General features: G+C 41.2%; 26 protein-coding genes, 1 tRNA gene, 1 rRNA gene and 2 riboswitches. Of the genes, 6 read left to right on the top strand and 22 right to left on the bottom strand.

What is annotated here, in order from left to right:
• Positions 1-85, bottom strand: a 16S ribosomal RNA gene (locus tag ACQCT5_RS11055); the annotation flags it as partial.
• A 492-nt stretch (positions 86-577) separates the two neighbouring features.
• A riboswitch (TPP riboswitch) is annotated at positions 578-681 on the top strand.
• 72 nt (positions 682-753) lie between these two features.
• Here ACQCT5_RS11055 and thiT point away from each other — a divergent pair.
• A complete protein-coding gene (thiT, locus tag ACQCT5_RS11050) occupies positions 754-1,338 on the top strand; it encodes an energy-coupled thiamine transporter ThiT (RefSeq protein ID WP_499641803.1) in 585 nt (194 codons plus the stop codon).
• Between the two features lie 101 nt (positions 1,339-1,439).
• Positions 1,440-1,625 carry a hypothetical protein gene (locus tag ACQCT5_RS11045; protein WP_499641801.1) on the top strand — a complete coding sequence of 62 codons (186 nt, stop codon included), beginning with the start codon at positions 1,440-1,442 and terminating at the stop codon, positions 1,623-1,625.
• Positions 1,626-1,676: 51 nt separating this feature from the next.
• Here ACQCT5_RS11045 and ACQCT5_RS11040 read toward each other — a convergent pair whose 3' ends face one another.
• The 3 genes from ACQCT5_RS11040 to ACQCT5_RS11030 are packed head-to-tail and all read right to left on the bottom strand — an operon-like array spanning position 1,677 to position 3,912.
• Positions 1,677-2,498 (bottom strand): GNAT family N-acetyltransferase, encoded by an 822-nt coding sequence (locus tag ACQCT5_RS11040; protein ID WP_499641799.1) that lies wholly within the window; start codon positions 2,496-2,498, stop codon positions 1,677-1,679.
• Positions 2,499-2,501: 3 nt separating this feature from the next.
• Positions 2,502-3,011, bottom strand: a complete 510-nt coding sequence (locus ACQCT5_RS11035; protein ID WP_499641797.1) for a GNAT family N-acetyltransferase — start codon at positions 3,009-3,011, stop codon at positions 2,502-2,504.
• Positions 3,012-3,024: 13 nt separating this feature from the next.
• Positions 3,025-3,912, bottom strand: a complete 888-nt coding sequence (locus tag ACQCT5_RS11030) for a DMT family transporter (protein WP_499641796.1) — start codon at positions 3,910-3,912, stop codon at positions 3,025-3,027.
• Between the two features lie 126 nt (positions 3,913-4,038).
• Between ACQCT5_RS11030 and ACQCT5_RS11025 the strand changes: the two genes are divergently transcribed.
• Both ACQCT5_RS11025 and ACQCT5_RS11020 read left to right on the top strand, forming a co-directional pair.
• On the top strand, positions 4,039-4,740 hold the full coding sequence (locus ACQCT5_RS11025) for an MgtC/SapB family protein (RefSeq protein WP_499641794.1): 702 nt from the start codon (positions 4,039-4,041) through the stop codon (positions 4,738-4,740).
• A 68-nt stretch (positions 4,741-4,808) separates the two neighbouring features.
• A tRNA-Ala gene (locus ACQCT5_RS11020) sits at positions 4,809-4,881 on the top strand.
• A gap of 65 nt (positions 4,882-4,946) precedes the next feature.
• Here the strand turns inward: ACQCT5_RS11020 and ACQCT5_RS11015 are convergent.
• From ACQCT5_RS11015 to ACQCT5_RS11005, 3 genes are all read right to left on the bottom strand, one after another.
• Positions 4,947-5,492 carry a DUF6241 domain-containing protein gene (locus ACQCT5_RS11015; RefSeq protein ID WP_499641792.1) on the bottom strand — a complete coding sequence of 182 codons (546 nt, stop codon included), beginning with the start codon at positions 5,490-5,492 and terminating at the stop codon, positions 4,947-4,949.
• Positions 5,493-5,652: 160 nt separating this feature from the next.
• Positions 5,653-5,892 carry a glutaredoxin family protein gene (locus ACQCT5_RS11010; RefSeq protein ID WP_499641791.1) on the bottom strand — a complete coding sequence of 80 codons (240 nt, stop codon included), beginning with the start codon at positions 5,890-5,892 and terminating at the stop codon, positions 5,653-5,655.
• A 74-nt stretch (positions 5,893-5,966) separates the two neighbouring features.
• Positions 5,967-6,164, bottom strand: coding sequence for a ChaB family protein (locus ACQCT5_RS11005; protein ID WP_204420179.1), 198 nt, complete (start codon positions 6,162-6,164; stop codon positions 5,967-5,969).
• A gap of 157 nt (positions 6,165-6,321) precedes the next feature.
• Here ACQCT5_RS11005 and ACQCT5_RS11000 point away from each other — a divergent pair, with 157 nt between their 5' ends.
• Positions 6,322-7,032 carry an N-acetylmuramoyl-L-alanine amidase gene (locus ACQCT5_RS11000; RefSeq protein WP_499641788.1) on the top strand — a complete coding sequence of 237 codons (711 nt, stop codon included), beginning with the start codon at positions 6,322-6,324 and terminating at the stop codon, positions 7,030-7,032.
• Here ACQCT5_RS11000 and ACQCT5_RS10995 read toward each other — a convergent pair.
• The 6 genes from ACQCT5_RS10995 to ACQCT5_RS10970 all read right to left on the bottom strand — a co-directional run bounded on the left by ACQCT5_RS10995 (position 7,029) and on the right by ACQCT5_RS10970 (position 11,630).
• Positions 7,029-7,982 carry a TRM11 family SAM-dependent methyltransferase gene (locus ACQCT5_RS10995; protein WP_499641786.1) on the bottom strand — a complete coding sequence of 318 codons (954 nt, stop codon included), beginning with the start codon at positions 7,980-7,982 and terminating at the stop codon, positions 7,029-7,031. The two genes, ACQCT5_RS11000 and ACQCT5_RS10995, sit on opposite strands and share 4 nt — an antisense overlap.
• Positions 7,983-8,128: 146 nt before the next feature.
• Positions 8,129-8,761, bottom strand: a complete 633-nt coding sequence (locus ACQCT5_RS10990) for a response regulator transcription factor (protein WP_499641784.1) — start codon at positions 8,759-8,761, stop codon at positions 8,129-8,131.
• Positions 8,754-9,800 carry a sensor histidine kinase gene (locus ACQCT5_RS10985; protein WP_499641782.1) on the bottom strand — a complete coding sequence of 349 codons (1,047 nt, stop codon included), beginning with the start codon at positions 9,798-9,800 and terminating at the stop codon, positions 8,754-8,756. The genes ACQCT5_RS10990 and ACQCT5_RS10985 overlap by 8 nt, the downstream gene beginning before the upstream one ends.
• Positions 9,797-10,522 carry a cell wall-active antibiotics response protein LiaF gene (liaF, locus tag ACQCT5_RS10980; RefSeq protein ID WP_499641781.1) on the bottom strand — a complete coding sequence of 242 codons (726 nt, stop codon included), beginning with the start codon at positions 10,520-10,522 and terminating at the stop codon, positions 9,797-9,799. The genes ACQCT5_RS10985 and liaF overlap by 4 nt, the downstream gene beginning before the upstream one ends.
• 88 nt (positions 10,523-10,610) lie before the next feature.
• Positions 10,611-11,258, bottom strand: a complete 648-nt coding sequence (locus ACQCT5_RS10975; protein WP_499641779.1) for a PspA/IM30 family protein — start codon at positions 11,256-11,258, stop codon at positions 10,611-10,613.
• Between the two features lie 18 nt (positions 11,259-11,276).
• Positions 11,277-11,630 carry a lmo0954 family membrane protein gene (locus ACQCT5_RS10970; RefSeq protein ID WP_499641777.1) on the bottom strand — a complete coding sequence of 118 codons (354 nt, stop codon included), beginning with the start codon at positions 11,628-11,630 and terminating at the stop codon, positions 11,277-11,279.
• A gap of 246 nt (positions 11,631-11,876) precedes the next feature.
• Here ACQCT5_RS10970 and ACQCT5_RS10965 point away from each other — a divergent pair, with 246 nt between their 5' ends.
• The gene (locus tag ACQCT5_RS10965; protein WP_499641775.1) at positions 11,877-12,845 is read left to right on the top strand and encodes a S8 family peptidase; all 969 of its coding nucleotides are present in this window, start codon (positions 11,877-11,879) and stop codon (positions 12,843-12,845) included.
• A 63-nt stretch (positions 12,846-12,908) separates the two neighbouring features.
• Here ACQCT5_RS10965 and ACQCT5_RS10960 read toward each other — a convergent pair whose 3' ends face one another.
• The 9 genes from ACQCT5_RS10960 to ACQCT5_RS10920 all read right to left on the bottom strand — a co-directional run bounded on the left by ACQCT5_RS10960 (position 12,909) and on the right by ACQCT5_RS10920 (position 19,846).
• Positions 12,909-13,472: a DUF6944 family repetitive protein gene (locus ACQCT5_RS10960; protein WP_499641774.1), complete on the bottom strand. Its 564-nt coding sequence runs from the start codon at positions 13,470-13,472 to the stop codon at positions 12,909-12,911.
• 31 nt (positions 13,473-13,503) lie between these two features.
• Positions 13,504-15,054: a multicopper oxidase family protein gene (locus tag ACQCT5_RS10955; RefSeq protein WP_499641772.1), complete on the bottom strand. Its 1,551-nt coding sequence runs from the start codon at positions 15,052-15,054 to the stop codon at positions 13,504-13,506.
• Between the two features lie 83 nt (positions 15,055-15,137).
• On the bottom strand, positions 15,138-15,341 hold the full coding sequence (locus ACQCT5_RS10950) for a Fur-regulated basic protein FbpA (RefSeq protein ID WP_499641770.1): 204 nt from the start codon (positions 15,339-15,341) through the stop codon (positions 15,138-15,140).
• A gap of 88 nt (positions 15,342-15,429) precedes the next feature.
• Positions 15,430-15,537, bottom strand: a riboswitch (SAM riboswitch).
• 78 nt (positions 15,538-15,615) lie between these two features.
• Complete coding sequence (locus ACQCT5_RS10945) at positions 15,616-17,058, bottom strand: DEAD/DEAH box helicase (protein ID WP_499641767.1); 1,443 nt, start codon at positions 17,056-17,058, stop codon at positions 15,616-15,618.
• 96 nt (positions 17,059-17,154) lie between these two features.
• A complete protein-coding gene (locus ACQCT5_RS10940; RefSeq protein WP_499641765.1) occupies positions 17,155-18,273 on the bottom strand; it encodes a metallophosphoesterase in 1,119 nt (372 codons plus the stop codon).
• Positions 18,274-18,373: 100 nt separating this feature from the next.
• Entirely contained in the window at positions 18,374-18,673 is a 300-nt protein-coding gene (locus ACQCT5_RS10935) for a DUF3817 domain-containing protein (protein WP_499641763.1), read from the bottom strand.
• Positions 18,674-18,792: 119 nt separating this feature from the next.
• Complete coding sequence (locus tag ACQCT5_RS10930; protein ID WP_499641761.1) at positions 18,793-19,002, bottom strand: hypothetical protein; 210 nt, start codon at positions 19,000-19,002, stop codon at positions 18,793-18,795.
• 128 nt (positions 19,003-19,130) lie between these two features.
• Positions 19,131-19,544 (bottom strand): hypothetical protein, encoded by a 414-nt coding sequence (locus ACQCT5_RS10925; protein WP_499641759.1) that lies wholly within the window; start codon positions 19,542-19,544, stop codon positions 19,131-19,133.
• On the bottom strand, positions 19,541-19,846 hold the full coding sequence (locus tag ACQCT5_RS10920) for an antibiotic biosynthesis monooxygenase family protein (RefSeq protein ID WP_499641758.1): 306 nt from the start codon (positions 19,844-19,846) through the stop codon (positions 19,541-19,543). Before ACQCT5_RS10920 ends, ACQCT5_RS10925 begins: the two co-directional genes overlap by 4 nt.
• Between the last annotated feature and the right edge of the window lie 34 nt (positions 19,847-19,880).

Raw genomic sequence — 19,880 nt, 5'->3', positions numbered from 1 at the left:
GCAAGCTTTTGTAAGTCCGCTCGACTTGCATGTATTAGGCACGCCGCCAGCGTTCATCCTGAGCCAGGATCAAACTCTCCAATAAAGAGTTTGAGCTTATGCTCAAATGTTGACTAGCTTATGTTACTTTTTCGTTCTTTGTTAATCCCTATAAGATTAACGTGGACGCTGTTGTTTTGTTTAGTTTTCAAAGATCATTTTGTGATGCGAATCGCTTAAAAGCGACTTCCTAATCATAACAACTTGTCCCTAAAGTGTCAAGCTGTTTTTAAACTTTATTGTCACCGTTGTTACCAGGATATTCGTTTGATACCCTTGTTCCTTGGCGACGAATTTAAATATACCATCCTACACACTATATTGCAATACTTTTCTTGATAATTTTCAAAGCAGTTTTCCTGACTAAATGGAACCTATATAGAAGGTATTATAATAGTGATGAAAATTCTTCATAGTTTTACCCACTTTCTTCATATAAACGAAAAACAATATAAAGGTAGAATTGTCACTTGAAAAATATATATTGTTCTTCCTCTCCGTCTCTTGTATGATGGTAATTGGACAGACAACATAACTTCATATCCACAAGGGGTGCCACTTTTGGCTGAGACTGAACAATGATGTTCTAACCCTCTGAACCTGTTAGATAATTCTATCGTAGGGATGTGGCAAACTTATTACTTATCTTAATTAAGCAATAAAAGAGCCTAACCTCTCTTTTATTGCTTTTTTTATTTGAAGGAGGAGATTATCATGAAAAAATCGAATACGCTTTTCCTTGTGGAAGTTGCTATTTTCGGTGCTTTAGCTTATTTGCTTGATGTTTTAGCAGGAGTTTTGTCATTAAAAATATGGGCGCAGGGAGGTTCCATCTCCATTGCGATGGTCCCAGTTTTTATTATGGCATTTCGCTGGGGATTAAAAGGTGGATTGCTTTCAGGGTTGATACTGGGATTATTGCAGCTCACATTCGGTCCTGTCGGAGTTCATATAGTTCAGATTTTGTTGGATTATATAGTAGCTTTTGTTGTGTTAGGGTTTGCCGGTTTGTTCGCTAGACAGGTTGTAATTGCAGTAAAGATGGACAATTTCAAAAAAGCGATCTATTTTGTAACCATTGCATCATTCATTGCCTGCACGCTTAGATTTTTTGCACACTATCTTGCCGGAATCATTTTCTTTAGGGATGCTGCACCAGCAGGGCAACCGATTGAGATTTATTCGCTCATTTATAATGGAACATATATGTTGCCTAGCTTTGTAATCTCGACAATAGTTACTTTGCTGCTGATCAAGGCAGTTCCAAGAATTTTCTCTTTTAGCAAATCCGTTTCTTGAGCTAATCCTCCGGGGTTAGCTTTTTTGTTTTTATTTTTACTAGAATGTAATGAAAGAGTCCTACATATATTCTAGTAAACGCTAATGTAGGAGGTTCTGTAATGATTGTAGTTAAAGATGTAGCAATGGTTGTGGCTCTCTTATCTTCAATGGGGTTATTTTTATACGGATACTTCGAAGGGCTCAGGCTGTGCAATCAAAGAGGAAGAGTCAGAGGTGAGGGCGTCATCTTCAGCTTTTCACTTGCGATGGTTTTTGCCTTGATTGCCAATGATCTTGTATCCTAAAATAAAGAAGCCGACTTATGCGAGTCGGCTTCCATTTGTTCATGACCTAATTTAAACTTCTTCAAGCAAAAAGTAATAGGAATGGTAGTTACGTTCATTGACAAATCCAAGTTTCCGAGCAATGGCAATGGAATCTTTTCGAAACAGTTCCGTTGTCCAGTTCGGCGTATCTCCTCGTTTCAGACACTCTTCAATAAAGAAATTAGCCATAGCAGAAGCAATTCCTTTGCCTCGATGTGCAGTATCATAGGTATTGATTCCAATTTCCTTGATTCCATTATGCTGATAGACCGAGAGGCAGGCTCCGATTACTTTGTCTTTGTAATAGGAAGCCACCCCAAGTCCGCTTTCTAGAAACTGATCAGTAGAGAGCCAAAACTTTAATATTTCTGCTGTCAGTAAATCATCATGATCCTTTAAGAGAATGTCACGGTCAATGAATGCAATTTTGTATTCTTTAGGTAGGTTGAATTTTTTATTAGAAGAAGCATACTTTTCTTTAGAAAAATCAAATGCCACTCTTGTTCCTTGTTTAATAGGAATAGTTTGAAATACATTTTTCATTTCTGCTTCATCTTTTCGGGGATATGTTTCTATATTGATGTCCTCTTCCCTATAGGCTCGAGCCATCGGAATGAGCTCCGCCTGGAACCATTTTTCAAAATCACTGTCCCCTATTTCCCCTATTAGATAAATCATTTCATGGACAGCATATACAACAAGCATCTTTGGGCTATCATGATTGTCTACGTAGGCCATTCCAATTTGCTGGCCTGAAAGTACCCCCCCAATAATTGGGTGCCTGTTCACCTTGTGCTTTTCTAAAAAAGCGGATAGCCCAATTGTCTCTTGAACCTTAACAAGCTCCATCATCGTTCACTCTCCAAAAAATTTCCACATATAGGCTATCTCTTCGAATGACTGGGCACCAATTTGTATTTGTTCGGTATCTACCTCCTCAGGATGAAGGGATAAATAGAATGCTCGGCTTGGATTGTCAGCCAGCACCCATACAAGCATGGATTTGTGGCCTTTCTCAATTAAGAATTCACGCACTTTTCTAAAAAGCGCCTTTCCGATTCCCTTTTTCTGATTGTTTTGAAGGATATAGATGGCATATAGTTCTCCATCCACATCATATTTCTTCGTTCGTTCAGGTCCCGCACTTGCAAAACCGACGATATCGCCATCCACTTCTGCTACAAAAAGACAACCTTTCTCATATCCTGCCTCTATTGCTGACTCCCACATCTTTTGTCTATTATCATAGGATAGGGATTCCAAGTAGCTATCATCAACAATTCTTCTATAGGTGGTTTTCCAGCTATCCACGTGCACTTTTGCGATGGATGCTTCATCACCGTTCTTTGCCAGCCTGATTTTCATTATCTTCTCTCCCTCACTCTATCAGCTCTTTTGATTTCTTGTTGTCTCTTAAAAAATAGGCCACACTCAGCATGACCAGCATACCACCAGTGAACTGTGTCCATGTGATGTACTCCTCTAATACGAAATAGGCAAGAATGGCTGCACCAATCGGTTCAAATAAGATGCTCATGGAAATGACATTGGTACTGATATACTTGATTGCCCAATTGAACAGGGAGTGCCCGAGCAGAGTGGGGATGATTGCGAGCAGCAGAAACCATAACCAATCCATTTCCGAGTACCCTGTAAAAGAATCACCTGTGAGCACAACATAAAAAAATAGCGCAATCGTGCTTACTCCATAAACAATAAAGGTATATGTAATGAGAGAAAGTCTTTTCCGGACGTCCTGGCCAAAAAGTAAATAGGCGGTAACCAATGCACATGCAACCAATGCCAGTATGTCCCCGAAAAGTGCCATCCCACTGATTCGGAAGTCTCCCCAGCTTATGATGATGCTGCCGATGATTGCAATCGCTCCACTTGTAATGGATTTGGGACTTAGCTTTTCCTTGAAGAAAATATATGTCCCTATAAATGCAAACAAAGGCTGTAAGGTAACGAGTACAGTGGAACTGGCGACACTCGTATAGTTAAGGGATTCAAACCATAATATAAAGTGGAAAGCCAAAAAAATTCCAGCCACTATGGAAAAGATCCAATCTCGTTTCGTTATAACCTTTAATTCATTCATATACTTATATAGGAATATCGGCATGATCAGCAGTACGGAGAAAAGCAGGCGATAAAAGGCAGTCACGCCCGCTGGAGCCTCTGCAAGCTTTACAAAAATGGCTGATGTGGATACGGTTACGACACCAATCGCCAAGGCTATATATGGATTCATCCACTTGTTCATTTTTCAGTCTCCTTGTCCAGATTCCAAGATGTAGATATTTCTTTCTAATTGTACTGAATATTGCTATAATTTTCTAATCATTTATTTATTATTTTTTGCAGCATACATAGATAGAGGAGGAGTTCGATGGAGGACATCTTGGAGTTTTTCATAGAGTATGATTTTATCATAAAGCTTAGCTTGGCAGTAGTTGCCGGAGTAATCATCGGATTGGAAAGAGAGCTGAAAGGAAAGCCACTCGGATTGAAAACATGTGTCATAGTTTCCGTGATGGCGTGCCTTCTGACCATTGTTTCCTACGAATCGGCGTTTCTCTATTCCAAAGAGTATTCACGACCGATGGATCCAGGACGTATTCCTTCTTATGTTATTAGTGGAATCGGATTTTTGGGTGCAGGTGTAATCATGAGAAGAAGCAACGAGGCCATTTCCGGATTAACGACTGCCGCGCTAGTTTTAGCATCTGCTGGAATCGGAATTACAATCGGAGCAGGCTTTTTCGTCGAGGCTTTAACAGGAGTAATCTTCATTATTTTAGGGGTGAAAGTCATCCCTTCCCTATTTGACGTTATCGGGCCAAAAAAGCTCAAGGAAAAGGAAATAAAGGTCAAACTTTATATTGAAAAAGATGTGAATCTAACGACAGTCATGAAGGAGATTCACAGCAAGAACCTCAACATCAAAAGGGTGAAGGTAAAAGAGGAAAGAGACGATATCGTGCTGAATTGCATCATTACAACCAAGAAAAGCATCTATACCACAGATGTCTATTATGAAATCAAAAGCTTGACCGGAGTTTTCCAAGCGGAAGTGGAGAATATCGATTAACAACAAATCATTTTTAAAAAAGTATTTGCAAAACAACAATTTTTTGATAAAATAAATTCAGTCCTAACGGGGCATTAGCTCAGCTGGGAGAGCGCTTCGCTGGCAGCGAAGAGGTCAGCGGTTCGAGCCCGCTATGCTCCATATTAAAAATCCTTAAAGCCAAATGGCTTTAAGGATTTTTTGATTCAACCTCTATTATGAATGGCTTATTGCCTATTACTGAATTTCTCCTCGATAAACGCCTGCTCTTCCTTCACACTCAAAATCCCTGTCGCTCTTCCGACAGAGCCGTCCTGCAGTTCCCAGATAGCATTATGGTCATCATCGACTTTTGTAAAGTTCTTATTCTGCCATTTAAGGAGGATTTCCTCGTAGATACTGCCATGCTTGTAGTCATTCCTATTGTGCAGCACTACTTCCAGCAGCCTATCGACACGTTCCTCGGTTAAAGGGAGGACTCCCCATTTTTTATCCGCTTCCACCTTTTGATGGCTCATATGATGAATGGCGTTCTGAACGGCCAATTCCGACATATCCGTTGGAAAGTCATCTTCTATTGTTGTGATGGTTTCTTGAAAATTCATCTGTGCCCCTGGTTCCACTTCTTCGGTTAATGGTTTTTTCAATTTAACCCCCCCACCAGATTCAGGCTCGACCGCTGCAATATAATACACAAGCATAATGATGATAAGTGGCAAGACAACAATGATCAGCCATTTCATATTGGTTTTTAATATCTTTATATTGTCCACTCCCCACATTTCCCCTATTTATTCTTCATTATACAGGATATGGCATTATCACGAAACACTTAAGTACATCTTTGAAATGTATGTAATCTGAAAAGTCTGAAGGTTTTATAGAAGCATATAAAAAGAATAAAACTGCAGTCGAAAAATCGACTGCAGCCATTTATTTTACAGACTCTAGTAATTTGTTGATCTCCATCGGATTAAATCCTTTTACCGCTTTGTCACCCACTGCCGTAACTGGAATTCCCATAAATCCGAACTTTTCAACTTCCTGTTGGTAGACTGGATCTGCCAAGATATCCCTTACTTCAAAAGGAATTTCCTCTTGTTTCAGGTATTCCTTTACATATTCACAGTCCTTGCATCCCTTTGCGGAATAGACGATAACTTTCTGGTTCATCTGAAGCCCTCCTTGATGTTTACTTTGGCTTCATTTTACCATAAAGGAACTCGTTTTTATAAGGGAGCTGCTCCCTACTTTTCGACCCATTCATCCTTGTCATTTTTCTTGTATTTATTCTTCACAGCATCCCATGCCACTTTATGGGCGGTTTCTTCCTTGTCATATTGTTCTGAGGCTGAGTTGAAAGCTTCTTTATAGATTTCCTGTCCATGCTTCGGCAGATTGTCTTTAACACCCTTGGGCAAATCTTTCAACGAATCATATGGCATCACGGTTTCCTCCTTTATATTTACTCTTACCTTATCCTTATCCTTTTCATCAGTTGAATAAACAAACTTCCCCTATAAGGAAGGAGATTCAATCCAAAGAGAGAAATTATTAATAAGAGAATGAGAATGTGGAATTCAACCAGAGTAGGAGTAACTTATGAAAAAAATGCTTTTGTTTGCCATCAGTACAATATCTTTTCTTTTAACAGGCTGCACATCCGATGTCGCTAAGGAAATCCCTGCAAAGCCATCTGCGGAAAAAAGCGCTGAGGTCCAAGTGTCAGAAGCTGATGAAAAATTATATACTCCTGGAATAAAGGTAAGTGATTGGATGCTACCGAGACAGAATTCGCGTATGCGATCCAGTTCTGTCACCCATGTGATGCTGCATTTCACGAATAATGCCATGCGTAATCCGGAGAATCCCTACAATCTGGATGATGTGTATGCTTTGTTTGAAGAATATGAAGTGTCGGCCCATTACATGATTGGTAGAGATGGGGAGGTTTATCATCTTGTACCTGAAAGCAGGGTTGCCTTTCATGCGGGAAAAGGAATTGATTTAAATTATCAGCATTACCATAATAGTTTCAATGAACATTCGATTGGAATAGAATTGCTTGCTATCGGGACCAAGGAAGAGATGTTTCCTATCGTCCCTGAGGAAATCTATGAGAGGATAGACCCTGCAGATATCGGGTACACCGAGGCCCAGTATACCGCATTGAACGAGCTGTTGGTCGATATTTTAAAACGCCATCCCTCTATTAAGAATGACCGGGAACATATCGTAGGTCATCACGAGTATGCCCCTGTTCGTAAAGTGGATCCAGGCTCCTTGTTTGATTGGTCAAAAATCGGGTTTTAGTAGCATACAAGTATTTCTCTTGAAAAATACCCTTTTTTCGTGACACAGCGGTCTTTGATTTCAAAGCCCGCTTTTTCTATCATCTCATCGATTGTTTCGATGGTTACCACGACCAGTTTATCCGATATTCTTCGAGCGTGTTTTAAAATATCTGCCTGATCTTCTGGTGTTGCATGGGTATAGAGGTTGTATGGCATGTCTATGATTGCGACATCATATTTTTCCGTAACATCCGCTATTGGTCCGAGTGTCACATTTCCTTTTAAGTTGAAATAAGCAATGTTTTCCCTTGAGCCTTCCGTAACCAATGGGTTTATATCCCTTCCCTCAATATGAATCCCCATGGACAAAGCTTCAACCAGGACGGTACCGATTCCACAGCATGGATCAATTGCTCTTATTCCTTCTGGGTGAGGAACAGCTATATTGGAAACTGCGCGGGCGACACGCGTGCTTAATGCGGTGGAATATTCGCGTGGTTTTTTCGTATGCTTCAACCATACCGCTTCATTTTTGCGATAATTGCCAAAGTACCATCTCCCACCATATGCCACAATTCCAAAGATATGCGCCGGATTATGGACATCCGCCTCTCCATGGATGCGTGCCCCAAGGTCCCTTTCCATTAACCTTCTCTCGTTGTATTCAATTTGATCTTCTTTTTCAAGGTCATTGATCTTGATGAAGATGATTTTAAACGTCTTATCCAACATATCTATCTCTTCGACTTGCTCTAGAATATCCGCTAGTGTATCGCCGGCATATAGAACTTCGATACGTTCCCTTATAAAAGGACTTCTGCTTGGATCTATGTTAATGGTGCTTTTTATTATGTTATTGGGGGATTCCATGCCAAAAAAAGAGCGCATCTCCAAGTGGCTCAAGGATCGCTCTTCAGGGCTGCTTGCATATGTATAAATAAATTCCTGTGTGTACAATTCCTTTTCCAACTACTACTCATCCTCTATCTTGTTAATGCTTGCCTTTAAAGCTTATCGGTAAATCTTTTAAAAAGCAATGAAAGCTGTACAATCAAAATTTGGCAAGCCTTTGATAGAGTTAACATTGCAGGGCAGAAAGCAGAGAACTGCCCCTGTTATTTGACGAGGTTATGCTTGAATGCGTAAATGACTGCCTGGGTCCGGTCCTGGACCTGCAGCTTCGCCAATATATTGCTTACATGTACTTTGGCTGTTTTCAATGCAATAAACAGCTCATCCGCAATTTCCTGATTCGTCTTCCCTTGTGTCATAAGAAGCAGAATCTCCATTTCACGATTTGTAAGTTCTTCATGCAGGTGGTGTTCATTCTTCTGACGCATCTTTTTCATCATTTTCCCTGCCACTTCAGGTTCCAGGATGGATTGACCTTTATATGTGGAGCGTACTGCATTTGCAATATCACTTGCCTTGGAAGTTTTCAGCATATAACTCGTTGCTCCTGCTTCTAGTGCCGGATACACTTTTTCATCATCCAGAAAGCTCGTGACTATTATTATTTTTGCGTCCGGCCATTGATCGATAATCCTTTTGGTTGCTTCAATGCCATCCATTTCCTTCATGACAAGATCCATCAGGATAATATCAGGTTTATGCAGGAGCGCCAATTCCACTGCTACTTTTCCATCATCCGCTTCAGCAATAACTTCTATATCAGGCTGTGCGGATAAATAGGCAGTGACACCAATCCTCACCATTTCATGATCATCTACAAACAAGACTCTAATCATTTTCCTCACCCTTTAAATCCAACTTGGGAACCTTTACTTCCAATCTTGTACCCTGGTTTTCTACACTCACTATTTTTAACGTGCCGCCTATCTCTACTGCCCGCTCATACATGTTTTGCAATCCATAAGCACCAGCCCGTTCCTTTTCCACCTCAAAGCCTTTCCCATCATCTACAACTCTCAGGATGATAAAATCATCACGGCTGATCAAGAGTACTTCAACAGACGATGCCTTGGCATGCCGAAGTGTATTGGAGAGGCTTTCTTGAAGTATTCGGAACAAATGATCCTCCACTCCCTTGTCAATGGAAAAGGGCTCAATCTTCCATGCAATGCTCATCGGAACCTTTTGCATCAATTCCACCAATAGCTCCTCTGCCCCTTCCTGGAGCGTTTTTCCTTTCAAGGCAACTGGCCTCAAGTGCAGAAGCAGCGCACGCATTTCCAATTGGGATTGATGTATCATCTCTTCGACCAGCCTGAGTTGCTTTGTTTCTCTGTCTTCAAGAGACTCTTTCGGCTCAGTTAAGGCCGACATGAGCATCGAAGCAGCGAACAACTGCTGACTTACCGAATCGTGCAATTCCCTGGCCAATCTGTTACGTTCCTGCGATACAATTTCCTGGATTCTGCTTTCAAGGTCCACCGCTTTTTCATTCGCAAGCTTTTGGGAAAGCTTCGTTTGTTCCTTCATCTGCTTTTGAATCTTGTTCAGTTCTCTTTCTATCTCGCCAATTTCCTGCACCGGATTCACGGCATCCCATTCGATATTTCTCCCTTGTTCTAGTTGGATGAGATGACCGTGAATCCCCATAATTTGCTTTTTCCAATACAATCCCGAAAATAGGCCAACCAATAAGCCAAGCAGGATACATATACAAAACGCAAACACAACAAATGGCAGATCGAACACTTTTACTTCCCATAAGGATGACCATTCCACTAAGGGAAAAGAAAGGAAGTAGACGAAGCCAAACGCAAGAAAACTGATGATGGCTGTGGTGACCCCCAACAGAAAATGCCTTTGCAATATACTCATACTCTTTTCACCTCGAGGCTTCCTACAATACAAGAGGTGATTATTTTTATCTTTTGGGCGGCATCATCATACCCCGAAGTTTGGTAATGTACCGTCTGATTCCATTCCTTCGACGATTCTTCCTCCAGTATCATGGTGGAACCAACCATTACAGAATGCTTGACACTGATATCAACCTCATATGGTACAAGAATTTGAATGTTGCCCACGACATTTCGTATGAAAATGACCGCTTCCCCTTTCGGAAGGACCGTATAACTTAGATCGATGATGGCATCTCCAATACCGGTTTGGATATTGACATCCTCCCATGTGTAGGAGTGTTCCGGTGTTTTCTGCCGGCCGAGAAATTTATTCTGGAACCACTTCTGTTCATGTTTCACCAGTCTTACACCCTTCGCATCCGCTATTTCCGGTCTAATATAGGAGGGATTCTGTTTGGATTGGGTAAACAAAATAAAGAAGTAAAGAATGGAAGCCAATAACAAGAATCTGAATGTAAAAGAGCCGATGATGGTAAAAAATACTGATAACGCACCTATGCCAAATAAGACTTTACCTAGAAACCAATTCCATTTCTTTTTGCCGAAATATAGACATATGCCAGAAATAAGAAGGGAAAAAATGAGACCGGTATCAAAAAACGAGATTTCCAGGATAAAAATAAAAAATCCAATGATGAGAATATAGCTCAACATATCAGTTTTCTTCATATTAAACATTGTTTCCCCTCCTTTTAAGGCATATTACATGCTTGCTGCAATGGATAAAAAAGGCGTACAATGCCGCCTTTTTTTAGAATATCAGTTATTAGGATGAAAGAGAATGTGTTTTCTCTTCATTTGGCAACTCTTTTTCAATTTGAGCGATTCTAGCATCTATTGTATGACGGTGGTAGGAAGCATTCACTTGATGTTCCAGACGCTCCAGATAGCTCTCCATTTCATTAAATCTAGAAGTGGACGGCGCTCCGTTATTGGATTCCAGGACCTGATTCATACGATGGTTGGCTCTGGCGACATTTTCTCTGCCCATCAATTCCATCCGCTTAATGTACATATCCTTAAGCTTGTGTTTCATGCCTTCATATTTTTGCTCCAGGGAAGTTAGATCTTTCGTAACCTTTTCTAAGGAAATCTTCAGCTGATTTGCGCGTTCCTCATATTGCTGATACTCTCTTACTGCAAATTCATAGAGTTCCGACTCGTCAGCTTTAGAAGCTATTTCAGCTTGATGGTTTCTTTTTTCCGCAAACTGGGTGGCTTGATGATATTCTCTTACAAACTCATCTTTCAGGATATTTTGACGTTCCACTAACAGTCGTACCTTTTCCACTTCTTTCTCGCAATCCCTTAAGTACTGGTTAAGCATGGATATTGGATTCTTTTGCTCTTTTTTATCAAGTGCTTCATGGAAATCTGCTGCGATAGTATTCTTAATTCTCGTAAATAAACTCATTTTCAGACACTCCTTTAATTATTTGTTGTTTAGTGCATTCCATTCTTTTTCAAAGTTTGTAAATGGGTCACTGCTTTCTTTGGCATCGATGATCGTGTCTTTCGATTTGTTCCAGTTTTTATAGACGACATATAAAATGTACGCTGCTACAAGTCCTAGAACGGCCGGGACATTTGCGATCGAGAATCCAATGGCGATGAAACCGATGATTCCCCACAGTACCTTGTTGGCGGTGGAATCGGTTTTCATGAACTCCTTCACCGCATAATAGGAAACCACCAAGCTTACTGCCAACCCGAGTAACGGTCCGATATTCGCCAGTAATATGAAGAACGCGATTACCCCTACTAATAACAATCCAAATTTTTTCATCTGTGTTTCCTCCTTTCATGTCTCTATCTTATCTGCTTTCAAGGATTGCTATAACGAGCCTGAGCTATATTTTGAGATAAGACTTGAGGCTTATTGGAGCTACGACCAATGAAAATGAATGTTGAAATGTCGAGAAGAAGGCTTATGTAGTCTTTTTGGCACTTGAACTTTCCAATGATAATTGGTAGAATTTTCAGAAAGTAACTTGTCTCACCTTTTTTAAAATAATGATTAGGAGGCGTTGTAATGGAAAAGCTGGTTCACTTAATTCCGTACAAAGTTGACAATCAATTGTTTGAGGCGCACCAAATTCCCGAAGGAGTGGACATGATACAAGCCCCCTCTCTCTGGAACCGAGGTTTTAAAGGCAAAGATACTGTCATAGCAGTCATTGATACCGGCTGCGATACCTCTCATCCGGATTTGGAAGGGAGAATCATTGCAGGTAGGAATTTTACAGATGATGATAATGGCGACCCTGAAAAGATTACCGACTATAACGGACATGGCACACATGTTGCCGGAACCATCGCTGCCATTAATGCCGAATCCGGTGTGATTGGTGTTTCTCCAGAAACTCAACTGCTGATATTAAAAGCTCTCGCTGGAGAAGAAGGCTCTGGCTCCTATGAATGGGTAACAGCTGCAATAGAATATGCAGTTTCTCAGAAAGTGGATATCATCTCCATGTCACTTGGTGGACCGATAGATGTTCCCGAACTTCATGATGCAATCAAGACTGCAGTGGAAAATCAGATCCTGGTTGTATGTGCCGCAGGGAATGAGGGGGATGGAAATCATTCTACCGAGGAATTCTCTTATCCGGCAGGCTATAACGAAGTAATATCGGTTGGGGCAGTGAGTCTTCAGCGCAAATCGTCCTATTTCACCAATTCCAATAATGAAGTGGACGTTGTGGCACCAGGAGAAAAGATAATTTCCACGATTCCCGGTGGCAGATACGCTGTTTTCAGTGGTACATCCATGTCTGCACCACACGTGGCAGGTGCTCTCTCCCTGGTCAAAAATTTGACTGAAAGCGAGTTTGAGCGCAAGCTTACCGAGCCGGAATTGTATGCACAGCTTGTGAAGCGAACCATTCCATTAGGCTATCCTAAGAGTCTTGAAGGAAATGGTCTGATTTATTTAACTGCCCCCGAATTGCTGGCAGATTATTTGAAACAAAATGATATTGAAGAATCGATCGGTGTATAGGGAGACGGTTGGTCAAAAGGGAAATCCCAAAGGAGTTTAACACTCCTTTGGGATTTTTTTGTTTTATATTATCTTACCTCTCTCACTTGTTTGTTCCTTGGTGACGTCTAATGCAAGAATTACCGAACCAATAGCTTGAACCCAGCTCCCCGTAGTAATAACTGCTTCAGTTGATTCACTTTCTCCGGTCTTTATTTCTTCTGCCCCACCAATCGCTTGCAGGGAGTTCCCGATAACCTGAAGCAGGTTCCCAATGATGGTCATGGTATCGGCTTCTGCTCCATCCCACTCATCTCCTAGTGCCGTAGCTGCACCGAGAGCTTGTAGCAGGTTCCCACTGATAAATAATTTATCCCTAATTATCGTCTCTTCATCTATTAAAAGACCTGAAATGACCGTGATATTCCCAGCGGCTTGAATTTCATTGCCTAATTTCCCAAACGTGAATCCTTCCTGCCCATCCGCTTCCAATGCATTACCTGTAGCTTGAAGCACATTCCCAACAATGTCTAGGCCCTCACTCTGCTCCTCCACTCTGACAAGGAATCTGGTACTGCTTACAGCGGAGATGACCGTTCCTACAGCCTGTATCCATGACCCGACGAGTATTTTTTTTTCACTATTCATGATTTTTCCGCCATTCTTTTCATACCAAAGCCTATTTAATAACAAGATAAGGTCTCATCATCTCATAGTCCTCGTGTTCTAGCATATGGCAATGCCACACATATAGTCCCGTGTATGGACCGAAATTCATGATGATTTTGGTTACCTCTTCCGGATTTGCCCTGACTGTATCCTTTTTACCACATTCCTGTGGTTCCGGCGGAATAGGTCGGCCAATATACTCAATTACTCGATCTTGTATAAAACGTTCTACATTATATTTCCTTCGGCTCAGGATCTGGAAATCGACTAGATGAATATGAATGGGATGAGTATCCTCTGTTGTATTGATCAAGTACCAGATTTCCGTGCTCCCTAGTTTCGGTTTCTCAGATATAGGAGCATCCCAATCTTTGTTATCCAAAAGCATGATTTCCCGACCATATTGGTCCATTGTATGATCCAATGTCAAAAACCTTTTCAATGCCGCGTCATTTGTCTGGAGTTTTGGGAAATTCCCCAAGTAGGATGGGATAACACTGGTGTCTATATGATCAAGAGGCAGATTCACGATGAATTTCATGATTTCTCTGATTTCGTTTTCCTTGTCACCCTCCGGAAACGGCGCCGGTGCTTCATTGGTCATGATGATACTTTTTCCTTCGAGGTTAGTAAAATCAATGACTAAATCTGCTCTTTCAGCAGGTGCAAGAGTAATGGACCTGATGCCTATCGGCCGCTCCATCAGACCCCTATCCGTACCGATCTGATACATAAGCTGTCCTGTCTCCAGTTTTAATCGATAAAAGCGGCTGTTGGAAGCATTGACTACTCGGAAACGATATTTACGAGGTTCTACTTCCAAGAAAGGCCATACCTTCCCATTGACCAGGATCGTATTGCCAAAAAACTCTGGTACAACAGATGTTTTCAGTCCCGATACTGGTTCATCCGGTTGTGTGGGATAGTAGAGAGAACCATCCGGCCGAAAGGATCTATCTTGGATGATAAGGGGAATATCATAGGCTAATGAGGGAAGATTCAGGGAACGCTCAAAATCACTTCGTACTAGATACATCCCAGCGAGTCCTGCATATATATTGAGACGGGTAATACCAAGTGCATGATCATGGTACCAGAGCGTACAGGAATTCATGTAATTTGGATACCGATAGATCCTTTGGGTAAATGTTGGGCCAACCTGTTCAAAGTTTGCACTGAACCATGATTCCGGATATCCATCACTTTCAGGTTCCACGACTGCACCATGCACATGAACGACTGTTCTGACTTCGGGAACATCTTTATGGGCGCCATGAACCGTAAAGTCCACAGGAAGCAAATGATTTTTTGGCAGAGCATTCATCCATTTGATGAATACCTTCTCCCCACAGTCGACTTCTATGGTCGGTCCAGGGAATATTCCTTCATATCCCCACACCGTTGTATAGGGGAGATCGCGGTGAAGGGATTGCTTCGTTTCCTTCATTGTTACCTCGTAATAGGTGTAAGTGTTGTCTTTTTTTACTGGTTCTAATTTTGGAGGAATAGGGAGTGCATCTACAAATTTTGTAAGAGAGGTTACAATTGTGGTTTCAGACATATTGGGTTCCCCCTTATTTAGGCTCTCCCCAAAGAATATTCGGCAGTCTTGCAGATTAACCCTATTTTTGCAGGTCCTTCCCCTTACTTGCTTCTAACCCACTGGATCGATTCCATGTCATCATGGGGATGCATGTAATGATCGTATTTTTTATATTCCTGCTCCAAGTCTGTTAAGGACAGTTCATACAGGTGCTGATCCTCTTTTTTGAATACACGGAAATAGAGGAGCTTGCTTATTAATTCCAAACGTCGATTTTCAACCGCATTTTTCAAAATTTCTCCCATTTTCATCACTCCTAAAATGATAAAATACAAAAAACCTCTTCCTGTATGAGACAAGAAGAGGTTGGATTCATATAGAAAGAGAAACCTCAACTTATCTGCCAAGCATTGCTGCTTGCTGGAATTAGCACAGTATCTCTTATTCGAATCTGTTGCTGAAGCTTCATAGGGCCATTCCCTCCACTTCTCTTGATAAGTTACGCTATTAAGTTATACAGAAAAAAGTAATTTGTTATGTTCATCATAAACCCGATAATCCCGATTTGTCAACTAAGAATTATTGTCGAGCCTCATGAACCTTCAGCATTTTTCCTTTTATTGTGGTGTGCTTCATCGCTTTTAGCACAATCGGACCCTTTCCATTCAAAATATCAACATAGGTGACATTATCCTGAATGGTGATGATGCCTATGTCACCTGCAGCCACTCCTGGTATTTTGGATATGGTGCCAACAAAATCGACCGCTCTGATTTTCTTTTTCTTTCCACCATTGAAATAGAGCTTCATGATATCCTTGTCCAGTTTCGCACTTTTTGCTTCTTTAATAGTTGGGCGTGTATTTATTTTCATATCAAATTCAGATGTTGCCCCAGAAACCATTTCTTTAGTTGGAGCTTCTCTTTTCGTTATCTTAAATCCAATATACGATTCGATTTCTGCCAGGAATTTTTCTTCATATGGAGTAACGAATGTAATGGCTTTTCCGGAATTTCCTGCACGAGCGGTCCTACCTGTTCGATGGACATAGCTCTCCTTTTCCATCGGCAGGTCGTAATTAATCACAAGGGAAACATTTGCGATATCAATCCCTCTTGCCGCAACGTCCGTCGCAACCAGATAGCGGAATCTCCCTAGTTTGAAATCATTCATAACGGCAAAACGATCCTCTTGCACAAGGCCTCCATGCAGCTTGTCACACGGATAGCCCGCTCGATCTAATTGACGATATACATCATCCACCTGAATCTGAGTTCTGCAAAAAACGATACAGCTATCCGGGTTCTCCACTGTTGTAACAGCCTTCAACAGTGAAAACTTATCATTCTCCTGAACTTCAATAACTGCATGCTCAATTTTATCTGTTGTGATTCCTGTACCTTTTATTTCAATATGAGTTGGCGTTTTCATATATTTAAGAGAAAGTTGCTCGACATCCTCTGGTAATGTTGCGGAGAATAGCATCGTCACCCTATCGATGGGCAACTTTTGGATAATGGCTTCCACCTGATCAATAAATCCCATATTTAACATTTCATCCGCTTCATCTATAACAAGATATTTTAAACGCTCCACGTCGAACGTCCCTTTTTCCATATGATCGAGCACCCTGCCAGGTGTCCCCACCACCACATGGGACTTTTGCTTCAACTCCAGCTTCTGTCTATCAAAAGGCTGCTTGCCATAGATGGCGGTAGCTTTAACCCGCTTGAACCTGCCGATATTCGTTATGTCCTCTTTGACCTGAGCCGCAAGCTCACGGGTTGGAGTCAGAACGAGTGCCTGAGGCTTATTCTCCTCCCACTCTACAAGATCACAAAGCGGTATGCCAAATGCTGCTGTTTTGCCGCTGCCTGTCTGTGATTTCACGACCAGATCCTTCTTTTCCATTGCATTCGGAAGCACTTTTTCCTGGACTTCCGTCGGAACTGTATATCTTAATTTTTCAAGAGCGCTAACTATCTCTTCACTTAATTGGAAGTCTCTAAAACTATTTTTCATGCTGTACCCTCATTTTTCTTCTATTTACACCAGATTCATTATACTTCATTATCGTTTGTAAAAAAAATAGACCCATTTGAGTCTATTCACTTCATGTTAATTTTCCTGTAAGAAGGTGACCTTTAATTCCAATACCTCTGATCTGCTGCCAATTCGTATCGGCGGCCCCCAAAACCCGAACCCAGAGGAAACGATAGCATGTAAGCTATTTTTCTTCAGGTAGCCCCAATCCAATTCGAACATCCTTTTTGTAATGAGGTGATTGGGCATCATTTGCCCTCTGTGAGTGTGACCCGACAAAATAATATCAATACCACTTTCTTCTGCTTCCTTTAGCTGGGTCGGCTGATGATCCATGGCGATGATGGGGAGGCCATGATCCAGTTTCTCTACTAAATCCTTGATGGACTTTCTTTTGGAGTCTGTTTTATCTTTCCTGCCCACTATATAAAAGCTATCCTCGACTTGAATGACTTCATCCATGAGAATGCGGATATCAAGCTTCTTCATTTCCTCTAAAAATGCCGGAATCTCTCTTCCGTAATACTCGTGGTTGCCTAGTACCCCATATATCCCCAATGGAGCATGCAGGTTTTTGAGAATCTCACCCATTTGCTTCCGTACAAATTGCTTTGGATCGTCATCAATTATATCCCCAGGAAGCAGGATTAAATCCGGATTTATACTTTCCACAGTTTTTACGAGACGATTCACATGCGCCCTTCCGGATAACTTTCCAAAATGCATGTCAGATGCCACAGCTATTTTCAGTTCCTTATGGTTTATCATCTTTTTAGGTATAGATATCTCATAGCTTCTAATTACCGGACTGTATGCGTTGAACGTTCCTAATGCCATAAGAAGCATGAAGATGATCAAAGTGATATTTCCGGTCCACATGATTGCAGCTTCTGCTGATAATGGACTCCACTTCAGCAGGAATACCGTTAAATTGGCTATAGGGAACAGAAGCAGACCGTATTGCACCACTGCAAACCAATAGGAGCCGATGATGGAGAGAAAACTAAGGACCTTCAACAGCCTTCCGAGAATATAGGAATACGCGATTATTGCTACAATAAGGCTATAAAGGATGGGGTGTTCCCAATTTAAGGCGGTGCTTGCCCAGATCCACACATTCCAGCCAAGATAGTAAACGAATAAATTGTACAACGAAAAAAACGCAAGAATCGATAGAACAGGACGAAGCTTCAATACGACAACCCCTTTGACGATATATCTGCATTCATTATAAGTCATTGAAACAGAAACAAATAATAAACTGCATCAAAAAACTGACCCCCGAGATGAAGGGTCAGTTTACTAGAGTGGATTTTTTCAGATAGGAGTCCAAAATTATATTTCCAAACGGGATAAACGCTGCGATTACTGCACCCATTATCCATTTAAAGGACCATCTGACTTTATACGTTACATAGGCGATTACGAAAAGATAGGTGATGAAAAGGAATCCATGGATTGCCCCGACTACACTTACCACCTCCGGAATATCCAAGCCATATTTTATCGGCATGGCAATGAACATCAAGAGTAGAAGCGAGCCCCCTTCAATAAGTCCCATTACTCGGAATCGATCGATCGGCGTCTTTTTCATAGAATATAAACCACCTTAATATTTGCTAGTTGTTTTCTGTATTATAATGGATTTCCGGGCGCAATAGCGGATAGAAAGTTGACAATCCTGTGAAGTGGAAAGCTGTATAAGAGTATCTTTTATCTACTTTTGGATTTCCTGCAATAAATCAGGTAGCCCAGCTGAATCAATAAGGTCAGAACAAGTGCAGATGGAAAGATGAAAATGAAGGATGCTACTGCGGCCAGATCCCCCCAGGTCGGGTCTGATAAGTGGATATAAATGGAATAAAGAACAGACAGAAAGAAACTGATGAGTACGCCATAAAAAATGATTTTATACTTTTTCATGCTAGTTCCCCCTTGTGCACCGTATATTTCAATGCTCAAAACACCGCTTTTGATAAGTATATTATTTAGATAGGCTAAATAACCCTAAAGGAAAAAAACAGTGCAATTATTACCCGCACTGTTTCTTATTATTCTTGATCTGCGACTTCCTTTAAGGACTGTATACCAGCTTCCAAATAGTCCATGAATTTCTTTTCCACCTCAGGCTCCAATATCCCGGGCATGCATTCTTGGATTTTCTTGAAGTTATAGATGATCATCTCCGTCGTTAACCCTCTGCTGACCAATACACTGTTCAGCCATGTAGCGTATTCGGTAAAGGTGTTGGTGTCATTCAGTTTATAAGCGGTATTCAGATATAAGAAATGATAGAAGTTGTCTTCTATTGTTCGCTCTTTCCCTTTTTCCCCAAACTTTTCTTTCAGGGAGGGGAAGTCCCGGTACATCTTTTCAACCACTTTTTCAACTATGGGCGTTACATCTATCTCGCCGATATCGGCTTTTATTTTTTGTACGGTAGGAGACAATATCAGTTTGGTCATGTTGCCACAACCTTATATCTGGTGATAGTCGGAATAATTGCTGCCAACTCTTGGTCCGGATACTTCTTTTCCAGCTCATGAATGCGTTTATAATCCTCGCCCTGCACCCAATCCATAAACGATTCCTTGGAATCCCATTCCATAAATACCGTCAATTCTTCTGTCTTCTTTTCATTTTGAAGCAAAAGGAAACGGTGGAACCCTTCCGCTTTCTCCACCAGCCCTGACCGGTTATGATAAATGGCAATCACTTCATCTGCTTTTTCTTGTGGTACTTTAAATGTCGAATGAACGATATACATAAAAATCCTCCTTCTTGATGATTGAACCATAGTA

The organism is Sutcliffiella halmapala (assembly GCF_050107295.1).
Taxonomy (GTDB): domain Bacteria; phylum Bacillota; class Bacilli; order Bacillales; family Bacillaceae_I; genus Sutcliffiella_A; species Sutcliffiella_A halmapala_A.
This window is presented reverse-complemented; position numbering and strand designations above follow the sequence as displayed.